Below are 15,182 nucleotides of genomic sequence, written 5' to 3' on the forward strand. Positions count from 1 at the left end.
AAATACACAAACGGCAGCCTCATCAGGCTGCCGTTTTGCTTTGTCAGGTCATGATCCGGCGATGATCAGTGCTTGGCACTTTCCGCGGCCTTTTCGGCCTGCGCTTCAAGCTTGTCGATCCGGCGCAGGGCAAACCAGCCGATAGTGATAAAGACCAAAAGCAGCATCGGGCTGAGCATCGCAAGGTTATGCTCGATCAATTCCGACATCCCCTCGCCGACGCTATAGCCCAGACTGAAATAAAGTCCGGCCCAGAGGACCACTGATGTGATGCTGAGCGGCAGGAAGCGGATGAACGACATCGAACTCATGCCGACCGGGAAAACGCCGAATGAGCGTACCCCGTGTGGATAACGGCACAGCAGAATATAGGCGATGCCATAATGCTCAAACAGACGCAGGGTCTTGCGCATCCACATCGACAGCGCGTCGGGCATTTTCGCGACAATCGCATCGCCATATTTCCGCGCCAGACCAAAGCGCAACATATCGCCGATGAACCCGCCGACAATCATCGCAGTCAAGGCCGGTACAGCCATCAGGCTTTCAGCCGCAACCAGCATGCCGGCAAACACCGGCAGGATACTGGCCTTGCTGACACAGTAGGTAAAGATCAGGATATAGATGAACTGCTGATATTCCTGAACCCACTGATTGATTGTTTCAAACACGCTATACCTGACCGGAAAAATTGCAGACGGGATGGCCTTTTATGCCAATCGGCGCGCACAGAGAAGTGCGCCCGATCACACAGTCATCCCACAACCACAGTGGCTGTTACTTATGCCAGCTCGAACTTGATCGGCTGTGCGCCTTCCCAAAGCGTCATCTTGCCAAGCTTCTCGACGTCTTCGAGATTGCTGGTGATGGTAATGAAATGGTTGCCGGCAAGCTGGCCGACCTTGGATGCGAAATGTACCCCGCCATAGGCCAGCAGGATTTCGGTTTCGCTGATCCCACCCGGATAGAGGATGATCTGGCCCGGGGCCGGGAAGCTGGTGTGGTTTTCATAATCCACACCGAACTGATAGTCGCCCAGCGGCATCCAGACACCCTCGCCGCTCCAACGCACATGGACAGCCTTGCTTTCAAACGGCATGCGATCGACGAACGCCTTGCAGGTATGCGGCGCTTTTTCGATTTCAAGCACCCCGTCAAAGGTGAACGGGCCTGCGGTGATTTTGATATTGGACATAAGAAATTCCTGACTGGGCGGCGCCAAAGTGCAGCGCGTGATACGACGCGGCAAATTCGGGCCGGGACAAATGCATGTCCCAAGGGCTACACCGCCCGCCCATAAGCGTCAATCGCCTTGAAAATCGGCTTCAACTTATGCGCAAATTGCATTGCCCCATACCAAAACCTGCCACCTGAACCTGTTGCAAATCCCGAATGCGGCCATTCGCGCCATTTTTTGCGTTGCGGCATCACTTCTTCGACGATCCTGCGATTGTTTCAGGACAAAACGCATGAAAATTCCACTTGCACACAAATTGGAACAGGCGTAAATCCCGCCTTGCCCAAAGTCGCACGTGCCTGTGGTAGTCCTGCTTACTGGAACCCGTAGGACTTACTTAAAGCAACGACGGTGTAGGGCTTTTTTGGTCTCAGGTGGCGTCCAAATCCACCGACACTAAAGAGGCACACCATCATTGCCTAGAGTTTCTCAGTTCTTACTGGAAACGCTCTGCTGGGCAGATTTGTCTCAGAGCTAGGAAAAGAACGAAAAGCGTAGCGGGGCTAGGGTTGAGGTCTTTGACGACGCTATGTGACAAATCAGACCAGCCTGAACAGGTTTGTTGTCTGACGCCGCTGGTCGTCGTTATGCATTTTGAACGATGCACCGCATCGCCCTGCAATGCATGCCTAGCCAGCAACTCCAGACATCAAACAGAGCGCTTGCAGTAAGAACTGAAAAACTCGTCGTGCGGAACGGGAACTCCCCATTCCATAGCGAGGCAGACTTAACTTCGCAGTTCCGGCTGGCCCCGGGGCTAAACAGCATGCAGGTAGTCCGCGTCATCGCGCCTCCACCGCGCGCACGCATCAGGTACTCGCACGCTGCCATATCGTGGAATGGGAGAACGCCCCAATGGCAACTCAGCGTATTATTGATTTTCTGGCACAGAACCGTCCGGAGGGCCCGTGCCTTGTCGTTGATCTCGATGTTGTTCAGCGCAACTACGAGACCTTCACCCGTGCGCTGCCGAGCTCGCGCATCTTCTATGCCGTCAAAGCCAACCCGGCACCGGAAGTTCTGAGCCTTCTTGCCGATCTTGGCAGCAATTTTGACACCGCATCCGTTCCGGAAATCGAAATGGCGATGGCTGCCGGTGCAACCCCTGACCGCATTTCCTTTGGCAACACGATCAAAAAGGAACGCGACATTGCACGCGCCTTTGAACTTGGTGTGCGTCTTTATGCCGTTGATTGCGTCGAAGAAGTTGAAAAAATCGCCCGTGTCGCACCGGGTGCGCAGGTTTTCTGCCGCATTCTGACCGATGGCGTTGGCGCAGAATGGCCGCTGTCGCGCAAATTTGGTTGCGCACCAAGCATGGCACTCGAAGTTCTTGAGCATGCCCATCACATGGGCCTTGATGCCTATGGCGTGTCCTTCCATGTCGGGTCGCAGCAGTGCAATCTTGATGCGTGGGACACCGCCCTGTCTGAGGCATCGTCGATCTTCCGGACCCTGGCGGACAAGGGCATTCATCTTCGCATGGTCAATATGGGCGGCGGTTTCCCGACCCGGTATCTGCGCGATATCCCGGCGACCGAAGCATATGGCGCGGCAATTGTTGATGCGCTTCACAACCACTTTGGCAACCACATGCCCGAAACCATCATCGAACCGGGCCGTGGCATGGTCGGTGATGCCGGTGTGATCAAAGCCGAAGTTGTTCTGATTTCGCGCAAGCATGCCGACGATCCGGTGCGCTGGGTTTACCTTGATATCGGTAAATTCGGTGGCCTTGCCGAAACCATGAACGAAGCAATCCGCTATCCGATCACAACCATCCATGACGGCGGCGAAGTGGCCCCCTGTGTTCTGGCCGGTCCGACCTGTGACTCTGCCGACGTGCTCTATGAAAAGACCCCGTATGACCTGCCGGTCTCGCTCACCATCGGGGACGAGGTCCTGATTGAAGCAACCGGGGCCTATACCACCACTTATGCATCCGTGGCGTTCAACGGCTTCTCGCCGCTTGCCGCCTATGTCATCTGACCCCATTCGGGAAAGACAGGCCAATGATCACGATTGATCGCGAAGATGCCTATGCGCACATCGAACGGGAAAAGCTGCTGGATCGCGTCATGGGGCCGGCACGGTTTGGGAAATCGTCTGAAATCCTGCGCCGCAACCGCCTTCCGGCGGATGGTCTGACGTTTGTCGCCTTTGATGACAAACAACTGATCGGCACGGTCCGGCTGTGGAATGTCAATGCCGGCGATGCCGGGGATGCCTTGCTGCTTGGCCCGCTTGCGGTTGACAAGATCTATAGCGGATCCGGGGTTGGTGCCGGTCTGGTTTATGCCGCCCTGAATGCCGCGCAGTCTGCTGGTCACCGTTCGGTTCTTCTGGTCGGGGATCCGGATTACTATGCGCGCTTTGGCTTCAATGCCACGCCTGCAAGCGGGCTTTTGATGCCCGGCCATTTTGATCGTCACCGGTTCCAGGCGATCCATCTTGGCAATGACGATGTTTTGAGTGGATCAACCGGCATGCTGAGTGCCACCGGGGCCATGATCCACTAGAACATCAAGACATATCACCAAAAAATCCCGGCCAGATTTCCCCGGCCGGGATTTTTGTTTTGGTCGACGAACAAGCATACTCATCGAGCACATCCCCATAATCACTTCACCGCAAAGGTTCCTATTTCAATCGCTCATTAGTAAGCAGCGATATCACTCCTCGAAGCAATAAGAAGATATGTCGTCAGCAGATCTCACAAAATAGAAGATCTACCTTTTTCTTTCCTATACCTTGAAACATTAACTATATGCGCCGCCAGAAAACCAAATCCATAAAATGATATCAAAACATAAGGCCTAAGTTCTTCGACTGCGTAAAAAACAATTAATGAAAATGGAAATGCAAGAGGAAGGACGATCATATTTTTTAAATTTGATTCCGACGGACGAACCACTTCATTCTTAAAATATTCTATTTGTCTGGAAAACCACTCAACACTTCTGACAAATGTATCTACAAAAGTCATAATGCCAACCAATAAAGACGGGAAGTATATTGATTTTCCGCCAAAACGGTAAAAACCTAAACTATCACATACAGCACATACAAAAATTGCGACGCTAATAATTCTTAAAAGCCACGTCCATTTCTTACTAAATATTTCATTATACTTATCAATAAACCCTGCTATCATTTTTATCTCGCAGAATATCTCTCCCCGACGCAACTACAGTAGTGCATTGCACTACTGTAGAAGGTGAAAGCGCCAAGATTAAAACGCCAACGCAGCTCTGGTGCTAGCAGGTCTTTTCCGACAACCAACCCACAAAGACGCCCTTCTGCACAAGCCGTTCATGGGCAAAGCATTCCCCGTCGGGATAAGCACCACTGGCCGGAGTGAACCGGACGATGTCTTCGCCGGGCAGAATGTTGGTGGTGGTTTCAACCAGTTCGGTCTGCGCGGTTCCCATGCCGTCTGCTGCCACCAGACAATCATGACGCCCGCCATTGCCATTGATCGTGCGCACCCCAACCATACCATGGTTCATCGGCCAGGCTTTCAGCACCGAGACCAGATCACCGGGATTTTTGGCAAGGCAGGTGGTGATTGCCGGCATCATTTCATCAAAATAACGCGTCCAGACCCCGTCTCCTTGTGCTTTCAGCTCCTCGACCGAAACCACCGGGAAATCGCCGGGTGCAAGGGTAAGACTGGCGGCCTCGGTTGGCATGGCAGAAACGGCGCAATGGAAATCGCCGGACGGGGTTGTCCAGATGGCATCTGCCCCCTTGCCGCGCAATTCATACATCTCGTTGCCATAACCATATCCTGATCCGGTTGGCATTTGCGCCAGACTGATCGGTTCACGGCCCCGGAATTCAACAATGGCGCGCTTGGCATCCTGATCAAAGGTCACAGCAAAACGGCTTTTGTCATCACAGATGAACAGCTCCGGACCGGTGCGCGGATCCGGCGTGCTGTTAAGCTGACTTAGCATGGCATCAATCCGACTGAGCGCCACCTTGCTTTGCGACAGCGCCCCGCTGATTTCATGTTCGTCGGGCTGACTGACAAAGCCATTGACGGTTTTGCTCCCCGATGTGAACCGGCCCTTCGCAAAATCAAGTTTAAGGGTGTATTGCAACGGCTGATCATCGTTGGCACCACCGTAATTGACCCGCTTTGCCTCCTCGGCAAAGCGCAAAAGCTGCCCATTGCGGTAATAGAGCTTCACGTCACTGGTTCCGTATTCGCCAAGATCGCGATGCTCATCAACCAGAACCGGCTCGCCCTCTGGCGAGATATAGGCATTGTAGGTCACGGTGTGATCGGATGCGGAATACTGCCCGGGAATGACGCGCATGTCGGTCAGTTTGGCGTCAATCGCGGCAATATCAGCGTCAATCCCCGACGCATCGCCCTTGCTTTGCGGCCGCGCAATTTGGCGCACAAGGATGTCAACATCGCTTGGCGCATCGCGGGTCAGGACCGGATAGGCCTGATCATTGCGAAACAGAAGATCACCCTTTTCATTGACGATTTTCGCTTCGACCACATAGCTCATGCGCGGGTCGATATCTTCTGCGTCATAGGGCAGGATGAAAACCATCGGCGGGTTGGCGACCGGTTGACGCAAGGACGCGATTTCAACCGACGGCGCATCGGCGCGCGACACATCAAGCAATCGCACGACAAGAAACGTATTGTCTGGCGAAAGGGCGATACGTTCGCGATAACTGACCGATCCGGTGACACTGTTGCCGGGCGGTTGCAGGGCCGCACAGCCCGACAATATCCCGACCATGCCAAGGACAATCATTGCCCTCGCCCACATGGTTGTGGCGGTTACAGGTTTCATTTTAACCCCGGTTTGCTCGTTTTTTGGTGGCGCGTTTGCCGCGCAACATAATGGTGACGCCAAACATAGCGAAAACCAAGGCCAAAAATGGGCAAAACAGCTGCCTTGCCCGATTATGGGACACAAAGGTCGCTTTAGCCGGCAAATCGATGGCATGGCTGCCCGGCAACATCGGTCTGGATTGAAAGCAGCGCCCCTTCAAGGTCATTGCCATTGTCCTCCAACCCGACCGAGGCCGAGGTGATATAAAGCGTTTTAAGATCCGCGCCGCCAAACACACAGCTGCTCGGTTGGGTGACCGGCAGTTCGATCACACGGTCCACGCTGCCATCCGGGGCAAAGCGCATCAGACATCCCCCGCCCCAGCGCGCATTCCAGATATAGCCATCCGCATCCATCGCCGAGCCATCCATATTGCCGCGATCCTGCGGGCCAAAGAACGGCTTCGGGTTGGATGGCACCCCGGTTGCCATGTCAAAGTCATAGACATCAAGCGTATTGGTGATGGTGTCGCCAAAGAACATTTTCGTGCCGTCATCCGACCACAGCAAGGTATTGGAAATCCCGATATTTGCCCCGAACCGGACCACTTCACCGTCAGGCCCGACACGATTAAGCGTCCCGGTCGAAATGGTCACGGGCAGATCTTCGCCATTCGGACCGATATTGTTTTGCATGGTGCCATGCCAGAAGCGGCCCATCGGATCGACCCGGCTTTCGTTTGATCGGTTACCGGCATGGTCGCCATCGGGGGCGACAAACGGTGTGGTCTTGCCGCTTTCGGGATCAAGAAACGCCAACCCGTCGGCAAGGGCCACCAGAAGACCATCCTTTTCACGCGGCACGATGGCCGCAACCGGCTGATCAAACGTCCAACTGCGCGACCCGCCATCCTCTGGGCGCAGGGCATAGGCGGTCTTGCCGACAATATCGACCCAATACAGCACCCCGTCTTTGGCATCCCAATGCGGGCCTTCGCCCAGCGTACATCGAAGGTTCGGCAAAACGGTTTTGACGTTGGACATGGTTTCTCCCTGATGACGATGCGGTTGTTTTTCCGCTTTGTATTTGTGTGATTATTCAAATCCCGGCACAAAGCCGAACGCAATCACAATCCCTGATTATTATTGCTACCCAAAATGGCTTTACCTGAAAAGTCATTTTATATGATGATTGTGCAATCCGTGTTATTTTTTGGCGCTCTGCAATCGCAACTCGGTTGCATTTGAGCTGCGTAATTGATAAGCATTCTCAGACTTTACAGCGCGCTTATCTGCCGCCGATTGGCGATGGCGCAAGTGATCCATCCCCGGCGCATGAGTTCTTTCCATGTTCGATCTGACAGACGTCGCTTTCAAAAGCGATGGCAAAAAGCCAAAGACATTACTTGAGAGCATCACGGTCGGCTTTCCGACCGGAGCGTTCAGCGCGATTGTCGGCCATAACGGATCGGGCAAAAGCACGCTGATCAAGCTTCTGGCGCGTAAAAACAAACCGGCATCAGGTGCTATCGCCCTTGATGGGCAGGACCTTGCCAACCACGGCACGCGCGATTTTGCGCGCAAGGTGGCCTATTTGCCGCAAAACCCGGTTGTGCCGCCGCATCTAAGCGTGCGCGAACTGGTGGCGTTTGGCCGCTATCCGTGGCGCGGGGCCTTTGGCCGGTATCGCGACGAAGACCATGCCAAGATCGATCAGGCGATGGCACTGACCCATGTGACCGGCTTTTCCGATCGTCTGGTCGCAAGCCTGTCGGGCGGGGAACGCCAGCGCGTCTGGCTTGCCATGTTGCTCTCCCAGGATGCGCCGGTGCTATTGCTTGACGAGCCGACATCGGCCCTTGATGTCGGCCATCAGCGCGACATTTTGCAACTGATTGCCAGCCTTAAAGACCAGAACAATCTGACCGTGATTGCGGTTTTGCATGACATCGACATGGTGGGTCGCTTTGCCGATCACATTCTGGCATTGCGCAGCGGGCGAACCTGTTGGCAAGGCACCCCGCACGATTTCATGAATGGCGAAACACTGCGCGATATTTTTCAGACCGATATCGACGTCATCAAACTCAGCAATCCGGAGCGGTGTGTCAGCTATGTCGCCTAACATGCCAGTTCTTTCACAACGCCAACAGGGATCAGGAAAATCATGATGTTCAAGCCTTGGGTGGCTCGCAAAATTGCGGGCCTTGCAATTGCCGCCGGAACCGCTGCTGTCGTCGTTCCGTCCCTGACTGCCAGTGCCGGGGAAACCTATTCCCATGAAATGGGCGAAATCACACTTAAGACCCACCCGAAACGCTTTGTGGCCTCCAACTGGTCACTGACTGAAAGCCTTCTTGCGCTTGGCATTAATCCGGTCGCCATCCCCGAGACAGACGGATACCGTCTTTGGGTGGTAAAACCCGAACTGCCAGAAAAATTCATTGATCTCGGCAACCGTCGCGAACCCAACCTTGAAGCACTTGATGAAGCGAAACCGGACGCCATCCTGATCGGTAGCGAAATCTCGATGGCCTACGACAAGTTATCAGACTATGCGCCGACCCTGGTTTATTCGATCTATAATACCGGCAGTGACGAACCCGCGATTGACCGGGCCGAAGCGCTTTTGCGCAATGTTGCCAAACTGGCGGGCAAAGCCGATACCGCCGAAGACGTCATTGCATCGGTCAATGCCCGCATTGAAGCCGCAGCAGCGCGAATTCGCGATCATGTCGGCGATGATGCCAAATTCGCCGTCGTGCGCATTCTTGATGACTCTCATTTCCGCATTCATGGCAAGACGTCGCTGTTTGGCTCTGTCCTTGGCCGCATGGGCTTTGACAATGCCTGGGACGGGGAGGTCAATGGCTGGGCATTTCGCAATGGCGATGTGTCGGATCTGGCCAAAATGGGCGATGTACAGTTTGCCTATGTCGAGCCGGTCGCTCCGACCACCCGCGAAAGCCTGTTTAACTCCGCGATCTGGAAAGCCATGCCGTTTGCCCGTAACGGTAATGTCCATGCCATCCCGTCCAGCTGGACCTTTGGCGGGGTTTTGTCGGCTGCACGCTTTGCCGAACTGCTGGCCGATGCCGTCACCGGCACTGACACCTCCGCAAGTGGTTCGTAAGGGATACGTGGCATGAAGATCCTTCGCGCGCTTGTCGGCCCGGTTTTGCTGTGCGCTGCCGTTATGATCACGGCGATGTCGCCCGCCATGGCCGATCCGATCGAGATCGAGCATGAACGCGGCATCCTGCGCCTTGATGCCCCGGCCAAGCGGGTTGCGACCATCAACTGGTCCTTTACCGAAAGCGTGATTGCCCTTGGCCTTGATCCGGTGGCGATTGCCGACCCGCAGGATTATATCGACTGGGTTGCCAAGCCTGACTTGCCAGAAAGCTTTGTTGATCTTGGCCAGCGCGCATCACCCAACCTCGAAGCCCTTCGGGCGTCAAAGCCCGACCTGATCATCAGCGTTCCCGATATCGGCATGGCGTATGAAAAACTGGCCGAAATCGCGCCGGTTCTGGAACTGCGTTTGTTTGATGGCAAAAATCCAGCCTTTGAAACCGCCCGCGACGTTTTTGGCAAAATCGCCAAGGCCACCGGGAGCGAGGCAGAGGCCAAAGCGTATCTCGCGGATGTCGATCAGAAGATGATCGATTATGGCAAGCGCATCAAAACCGCCATCGGCCCGGATCAGAAGATCAACGTTGTCTTCTTCTTTGATGAAAGCAATGTCGGGATTTTTGCCGATATCTCGCTGCCAGGTTCGGTGATGACGGCGATGGATGTGCCGATTGCCTATGACGGCGAGGTCAACAAATGGGGCTTTGGCCGGGGTGGGCTCGAAATTCTGGCCCCCTATGCCAAGGAAACGCTGGTCTATACCAATCCGGTGCCCGATGTGGTGCTCAACAAGCTTCTGAATTCCCCGATGTGGAAGGTGATGGATTTCACCCGCAACAACCGGGTGTATGAATTGCCTGCCGTCTGGGCCTATGGCGGGGTGCCCTCCGCCCTTCGCTTTGCCCGGCTTCTGACCGAGACGATTGAAAGCGGCCCGCAACAATGAGCAATGCGGCAGCACACCGTTCGCGCATCTCGGACACCACCTCTATTCCGGCCATCCTGACCGGTGTCTTGGGCATCCTGACCCTTGCCGTTCTGGTGATTGATTTCTGGCCCTATCTTGCCAATGGCAGCATCTCGCAGGCGGTGTTCAGCCCGGATGAAACCGACTTTGATCAGATCCTGTTTCATTTCAGCACCCTGCCCCGCCTTGCGATGGCGTTTCTGTGTGGGGCTGGGCTGGCACTTGCCGGAGCGGCGACCCAGACGGTGTTGCGCAATCCGCTGGCATCGCCAACCACCCTTGGCGTTGGCGCCGGTGTTGAATTTGCCCTGACCCTGTTTGTCCTGCTGGCCCCGGCATCGCTCGCCATGTTTCAGGAGGCCTTTGCCCTTGCCGGGGGTTTGATTGCGCTCGGTGCGGTTTATCTGATTGCGGCCAATCGCGGCAATGCGACGCTGTGGCTTATTCTCGCCGGGATGATCGTCAATCTGCTGTTGCAGTCAGGGTCGCAGATCATCTTGCTGTTTAACGAGCAATATCTGCAATCGATTTTCATGTGGGGGGCCGGTGATCTGGCCCAGAATGGCTGGGACGATACGCAATTTGTCTGGCCACGTGTGCTGATTGGCATGATTGCCATTCTGGCCCTGTCACGCCCGCTTGATCTTTTGGCGCTTGGCGATGACACAGCGGGCTCATTGGGGGCAAAGGTCACTGTCCTGCGCCTGCTGATCCTTGGGCTTGCGGTATTTATCACCGCATGCGTAATTTCAGCGGCTGGCATGATCGGATTTGTCGGGCTTGCCATCCCCGCCGCCCTTCGCATTGCCGGACTTTCGCGATCGCGTGATTTGATGATCTATTCGGTTTTCACCGGCGGCTTTGCGCTTCTGCTCGTCGATTTTCTGGTCCGCCAGCTGAATGCCTTTGGCGGCGATCCGCTGCCGACCGGGGCGGCAACGGCCCTGTTCGGTGCGCCGTTTATCATCTTCATGCTGCGCAAGGCGCGCATCATGCCGGGCAACCAGAATGATGATCAGCACAGCGATCAACAGATCGTCTCGAAAACAACGCTTTCGATTGCGCTTGCCATCAGCCTTGTGGTCGGTGTTGTGTTTTCCCTGTTCGTCTCGCTTGATGGCAGCGGATTTGTCGTTCTGGGCTGGCAGGACAGCAGTCTAGATATCCTGATCGGGCGATCTGAGCGCACCTTTGCCGCGATGATTTGCGGCGCGGCACTGGCGGTGTCGGGTACGCTTATTCAGCGCGTCGGGCGCAACCCGCTGGCCAGCCCTGAAATCACCGGGGTGAGTTCGGCCACCGCCCTTGCCATGATCCTTGCCCTGTCTGTTTTCGGGTTTGGGCAGCGCGCGGAACTGATGGTGATCGGGGCTGCTGGCGGGATTGCATCGCTTTTAGTGTTACTTGCCCTTTGTCGCAAATTCACCCATGCACCGCATTACATGTTGCTCAACGGCCTTGCCATGACCGCCATTCTGGGCGCGATGGTCCGCATTGTCCTGACCCGAAGCGGCACACAGACATCGATGCTGATGTCATGGCTGGCTGGCACGACCTACTTCACCAATATGAACGAGGTGATGATTGTCGCCGGTGTTACGGGCATTCTTCTGGTCGTGGCAATCGCGCTGCGTCGCCCGCTTGAACTGGCATCGCTTGGCACGGATCAATCAATCTCGCTCGGTCTTGGCATTTCCGGCTTCCAGTTCGCCATGATGCTGCTGGCCGCCATTCTGGCCGCCAGTGCAACACTTCTGGTCGGACCGCTGAGCTTCGTTGGGTTGATGGCACCGCACCTCGCGCGCGTCGCAGGCTATCGCCTTGCCGGCGGGCATTTGCTGGGCGCGGTTCTGATCGGGGTCAATGTCATGATGGTTGCCGAATGGCTGGCGCGGAACATGATCTATCCTGCCCAACTCCCCACCGGCCTGATCGCCGCCCTGATCGGCACCGGTTATTTCCTGATTTTGGCGGCCCGCAAACGTTAGCCCGGGGAAATCCCCTTAATCGCTTGAAACAGATGCCCAGTTGCGCGCCAGCTCAAAGGCGTGATCAAGGTTGTCGGTGTGTTTGACGGCAAAGGGCAACATGCGGGCAAAGTTGCTGTCCTCGGCATCCTCGTGCGTGTCTTCATGGTCATGATCATCACCGCCGTGATGATGGCCTTCGTCGACGCGGATCAGACCCTTGGCAAACACATCCAGCCGATCACGGTGGCGCTTGAACCAAGCGGCGGCCTGTTTGCGGATTTCGTGGTCCTGATTGATAAAACCCGCCACGCGAAAGATCAGAATGGCTGGTTCGCGGCGTTCGGCCAGGGCATCAAGGGCCGCGATATAGGCCTTTCCGTCTGCATCACTTTGCTGATCAATCATTTCAAACAAAACGATATCGCTTTCGGGTGTTGAGGATCGGAACATCTCGCCTTCTCCTTGCGCGATTGGCCCGGCGGAGGTCCGCCGGGCCATGGATCTTATGAATGTCTCAGGCCGTACTTGGCCAGGTCGCGATCAGAACTCGCGGCGATAGCCAAGCGTGATCGTGCGGCCATGACCGGCAACCGAATAGCCACGCAGTGCGGTCGCCGCCGGGTTTTCGTAGCTGGTATCAAGAATGTTCTCGATCCCGAAACGCGCCGTTCCGCCCAGCAACGGGTAGTTCCCCGACAGATTGAAGACCAGGCTCGGCTTGATCTTTTCATCCGCAATCCGGTAACGGCCCGCCGTATAGGTGCCGTCAAAACGCATGTTCAGATCATCCCAGACATAGCTATCAACGTAACCGGTAAAGCGGAACGGCGACGGAATGCGGTTATTGGGCAGCCAGCTGTCAAGATCACCGTCCTCGTTGGTGTCATAACGGCCTTCGACATAGGATGCCAACGCCCCGATATAGGTGTCTTCCGAGATGTCATACTCGCCCGTCAGCTCCGCCCCGATAATGCGTTCCTTTTCCTGGCTGAGCGTGTTGGTAGAGCTGTCATAGTTATCGCCGCGGTCATTGGTGCTCATGTAAACCGCAGCCGTGGAGCGGAAATCATCCCCGTCATAGCGGCCTGCCAGCTCATAGGTTTTGACCTTGGACGCCTCGACATCAATGTCATTGAAGTTAAGCGGAATGGATGTCCCCGTCAGACCAGCACGACGGGTATAAGCCCCGACGTCAGGCACAGAAAAACCTTCGCTATAGCTAAATGACGTATCAATACGATCCGTCCAGTGCACCACGGCAGATGCATTGTAGGTCACCGCATCATAGGTCGTTTCACCACCCGTGAAGGCCGCAGCGGCCAGGATCTGCTGCGCAACACCGCCGTTGTAGCGCATATAGCTCGGGCGGGTGAAATCCTTGACCGTCAGGTCATATTCCTCGTAACGCACACCACCGGACAGATCGACATATTCGGTGACCGGTGCAGAAAGCTGGGCAAAGACCGCCTTGCCATCCTGTTCCATCGGCGCACCGATATCCCGGTCGCTGACCGTGCGGTATTTGACATCATCAAAGGTCAGATCCCCACCCCAAGTCAGGGTAAGGCCTTCATAGGCGGCGTCAAGGTTGGTATCGGTCGAGAGCTTCACACCGTATTTGACGGTATCAATAACCGATTGACCGAGCGGGTCTTCAATCGCGCCATTGCTGGCAAGCGAGACAAGACCAGGGTTATGATCGGCATGGTATTCTGCCCGTGCAGCCTGTTTATAGCTGTCATTGTAAAACAGCTTCAGATCGCCAACACCGATCTTGCCGAAATCAAACTCGTACCCGGCAGTGAAATACTGGCTTTCATCCTCAAGCGGTTGCGCCAGATAAGGCGTGTCATATTTGACCGACACCGGATCGGTTTCGAGGTCCGGATAATATTCGATATCCTGACGATAGCGCACGACTTCGGAAGACAGGAACATGCGATGGCCTTCTGCGAGCGTCACACCCGCCTTGCCAAAGACATTGAGGTCTTCGGCGTTGTCAAAGCCGCCCTGGCCGAGCATCGCGTCTGACGGCACTTGATTGCCATAGCCGTCATAGGCATTGCCGGTTTTTGAACCGGTAACACTGGCAGCGAGATCCACCGCGCCGATGCCACCACTGCCCGACAGGGTCAGGGACGGCGAGAAGCTTTCGCCGATGTCATCGGTGTAGCTTTTGACATGGCCATCGACGACAAACACGTTTTTGCCGACCTCGCCGGTCTTGGTGATGATGTTAATCGTTGCCCCGGTTGCGCCATCGCCGTTCAACGCGTTCGAGCCCGGGATGACTTCGATGCTTTCAACCTGCTGGATGTCGATCATCGAAAGAATACGGCTGCTATTGCGCAGCGGGGTGTTCCGCGCCACCCCGTCAACCAGCACCTGCACATCCCGACCACGGAAGGTTTCCGTGCTGGCGATCAGGCTTTGGTCATCAAACATGAAACCCGGCACATTGTTGCGAATGACATTGGTGATGTCGCTGCTTTTGGCTGACTGGGCTTCGATCTGATCCGAACCGATCACCACGACCGACGGCGACATGGTGGCAATCGAACGGCGCGAACGGGTTGCGGTCACCATGACTTCGGGCAAGATCAAGTTGCCCTGTGCGCCGCTGGTGGTCGCCGATACCGGGCGGATAATCACACTATCATCCGAGACGAACTCAAACCCGTAGCCCGACCCCGACAGAAGGCTTTGCAAAGCATCGCGCGCCGACATGTCCGCAGACAGATTGCCACTTTCCATCCCGGAAAGATCGCCCTGCACGACAAGCTGCAAACCAAACTGATCGGCCACCTGATCAAGGGCGGCACGCAGATCACCGGCCGCGACCGTAACCGTCTGTGCGGTGTCGGCTGAGTTTTGTGCCAAAGCCTGCGGGACCGATGCGATCATCAGTGTGGCAACAAGTGCCGTGCTGCCCAAAAGACGGGACATTCCAAAGTTCCCGGTTTCCCCAAGTTTCACGATATTCACGTTATAACCCCTTCGCATGAAGATAATAATGCAAATCACTATTACCTTCATGACGAACACCCCCGCGAAATGAGGAGGTGAAATTTT

The 15,182-nt window shown here is 55.5% G+C and carries 13 protein-coding genes; 6 read left to right on the forward strand and 7 right to left on the reverse strand.

The window, feature by feature from the left end; all coding sequences use genetic code 11:
- Nucleotides 1-65: 65 nt before the first annotated feature.
- Both ACXAIA_RS18770 and ACXAIA_RS18775 read right to left on the reverse strand, forming a co-directional pair.
- Complete coding sequence (locus tag ACXAIA_RS18770) at nucleotides 66-671, reverse strand: DedA family protein (protein WP_475350692.1); 606 nt, start codon at nucleotides 669-671, stop codon at nucleotides 66-68.
- A 110-nt stretch (nucleotides 672-781) separates the two neighbouring features.
- On the reverse strand, nucleotides 782-1,195 hold the full coding sequence (locus tag ACXAIA_RS18775) for a DUF3830 family protein (protein ID WP_475345337.1): 414 nt from the start codon (nucleotides 1,193-1,195) through the stop codon (nucleotides 782-784).
- Nucleotides 1,196-2,092: 897 nt separating this feature from the next.
- Here ACXAIA_RS18775 and ACXAIA_RS18780 point away from each other — a divergent pair.
- Entirely contained in the window at nucleotides 2,093-3,226 is a 1,134-nt protein-coding gene (locus tag ACXAIA_RS18780) for a type III PLP-dependent enzyme (protein ID WP_475350693.1), read from the forward strand.
- A 23-nt stretch (nucleotides 3,227-3,249) separates the two neighbouring features.
- Nucleotides 3,250-3,756 carry a GNAT family N-acetyltransferase gene (locus tag ACXAIA_RS18785; protein WP_475350694.1) on the forward strand — a complete coding sequence of 169 codons (507 nt, stop codon included), beginning with the start codon at nucleotides 3,250-3,252 and terminating at the stop codon, nucleotides 3,754-3,756.
- Nucleotides 3,757-3,950: 194 nt separating this feature from the next.
- Here the strand turns inward: ACXAIA_RS18785 and ACXAIA_RS18790 are convergent, their stop codons facing one another.
- The 3 genes from ACXAIA_RS18790 to ACXAIA_RS18800 form a co-directional block, all read right to left on the reverse strand.
- On the reverse strand, nucleotides 3,951-4,391 hold the full coding sequence (locus ACXAIA_RS18790; RefSeq protein WP_475350695.1) for a hypothetical protein: 441 nt from the start codon (nucleotides 4,389-4,391) through the stop codon (nucleotides 3,951-3,953).
- 103 nt (nucleotides 4,392-4,494) lie between these two features.
- Nucleotides 4,495-6,057 carry a YbaY family lipoprotein gene (locus tag ACXAIA_RS18795; RefSeq protein ID WP_475350696.1) on the reverse strand — a complete coding sequence of 521 codons (1,563 nt, stop codon included), beginning with the start codon at nucleotides 6,055-6,057 and terminating at the stop codon, nucleotides 4,495-4,497.
- A 134-nt stretch (nucleotides 6,058-6,191) separates the two neighbouring features.
- Nucleotides 6,192-7,082, reverse strand: coding sequence for an SMP-30/gluconolactonase/LRE family protein (locus ACXAIA_RS18800; RefSeq protein WP_475350697.1), 891 nt, complete (start codon nucleotides 7,080-7,082; stop codon nucleotides 6,192-6,194).
- A 304-nt stretch (nucleotides 7,083-7,386) separates the two neighbouring features.
- On the opposite strand from ACXAIA_RS18800, the gene ACXAIA_RS18805 reads away from it, so the two are divergent.
- From ACXAIA_RS18805 to fhuB, 4 genes are read left to right on the forward strand one after another with little or no spacing between them, the layout of a single operon-like run.
- Nucleotides 7,387-8,163 carry an ABC transporter ATP-binding protein gene (locus ACXAIA_RS18805; protein ID WP_475350698.1) on the forward strand — a complete coding sequence of 259 codons (777 nt, stop codon included), beginning with the start codon at nucleotides 7,387-7,389 and terminating at the stop codon, nucleotides 8,161-8,163.
- A gap of 42 nt (nucleotides 8,164-8,205) precedes the next feature.
- Entirely contained in the window at nucleotides 8,206-9,171 is a 966-nt protein-coding gene (locus ACXAIA_RS18810; RefSeq protein WP_475350699.1) for an iron-siderophore ABC transporter substrate-binding protein, read from the forward strand.
- Between the two features lie 12 nt (nucleotides 9,172-9,183).
- The gene (locus ACXAIA_RS18815; protein WP_475350700.1) at nucleotides 9,184-10,119 is read left to right on the forward strand and encodes an ABC transporter substrate-binding protein; all 936 of its coding nucleotides are present in this window, start codon (nucleotides 9,184-9,186) and stop codon (nucleotides 10,117-10,119) included.
- Nucleotides 10,116-12,128: a Fe(3+)-hydroxamate ABC transporter permease FhuB gene (gene fhuB, locus ACXAIA_RS18820; RefSeq protein ID WP_475350701.1), complete on the forward strand. Its 2,013-nt coding sequence runs from the start codon at nucleotides 10,116-10,118 to the stop codon at nucleotides 12,126-12,128. The genes ACXAIA_RS18815 and fhuB overlap by 4 nt, the downstream gene beginning before the upstream one ends.
- Nucleotides 12,129-12,143: 15 nt before the next feature.
- Here fhuB and ACXAIA_RS18825 read toward each other — a convergent pair whose 3' ends face one another.
- Together ACXAIA_RS18825 and ACXAIA_RS18830 are read right to left on the reverse strand one after the other, a co-directional pair.
- Complete coding sequence (locus ACXAIA_RS18825; protein ID WP_475350702.1) at nucleotides 12,144-12,560, reverse strand: hypothetical protein; 417 nt, start codon at nucleotides 12,558-12,560, stop codon at nucleotides 12,144-12,146.
- 90 nt (nucleotides 12,561-12,650) lie between these two features.
- Nucleotides 12,651-15,056 carry a TonB-dependent receptor gene (locus ACXAIA_RS18830; protein WP_475350703.1) on the reverse strand — a complete coding sequence of 802 codons (2,406 nt, stop codon included), beginning with the start codon at nucleotides 15,054-15,056 and terminating at the stop codon, nucleotides 12,651-12,653.
- Nucleotides 15,057-15,182 lie beyond the last annotated feature (126 nt).

Source organism: Thalassospira sp. ABL2_045, from assembly GCF_056161285.1.

Bases quoted from the DNA above. Each gene is read 5' to 3' on its own strand.
- ACXAIA_RS18780 (WP_475350693.1), top strand. From the start codon at position 2,093: ATGGCAACTCAGCGTATTATTGATTTTCTGGCACAGAACCGTCCGGAG.
- ACXAIA_RS18785 (WP_475350694.1), top strand. From the start codon at position 3,250: ATGATCACGATTGATCGCGAAGATGCCTATGCGCACATCGAACGGGAA.
- ACXAIA_RS18775 (WP_475345337.1), bottom strand. From the start codon at position 1,195: ATGTCCAATATCAAAATCACCGCAGGCCCGTTCACCTTTGACGGGGTG.
- ACXAIA_RS18825 (WP_475350702.1), bottom strand. From the start codon at position 12,560: ATGTTCCGATCCTCAACACCCGAAAGCGATATCGTTTTGTTTGAAATG.
- ACXAIA_RS18790 (WP_475350695.1), bottom strand. From the start codon at position 4,391: ATGATAGCAGGGTTTATTGATAAGTATAATGAAATATTTAGTAAGAAA.
- ACXAIA_RS18795 (WP_475350696.1), bottom strand. From the start codon at position 6,057: ATGAAACCTGTAACCGCCACAACCATGTGGGCGAGGGCAATGATTGTC.
- ACXAIA_RS18805 (WP_475350698.1), top strand. From the start codon at position 7,387: ATGTTCGATCTGACAGACGTCGCTTTCAAAAGCGATGGCAAAAAGCCA.
- ACXAIA_RS18830 (WP_475350703.1), bottom strand. From the start codon at position 15,056: ATGTCCCGTCTTTTGGGCAGCACGGCACTTGTTGCCACACTGATGATC.
- fhuB (WP_475350701.1), top strand. From the start codon at position 10,116: ATGAGCAATGCGGCAGCACACCGTTCGCGCATCTCGGACACCACCTCT.
- ACXAIA_RS18815 (WP_475350700.1), top strand. From the start codon at position 9,184: ATGAAGATCCTTCGCGCGCTTGTCGGCCCGGTTTTGCTGTGCGCTGCC.
- ACXAIA_RS18800 (WP_475350697.1), bottom strand. From the start codon at position 7,082: ATGTCCAACGTCAAAACCGTTTTGCCGAACCTTCGATGTACGCTGGGC.
- ACXAIA_RS18810 (WP_475350699.1), top strand. From the start codon at position 8,206: ATGATGTTCAAGCCTTGGGTGGCTCGCAAAATTGCGGGCCTTGCAATT.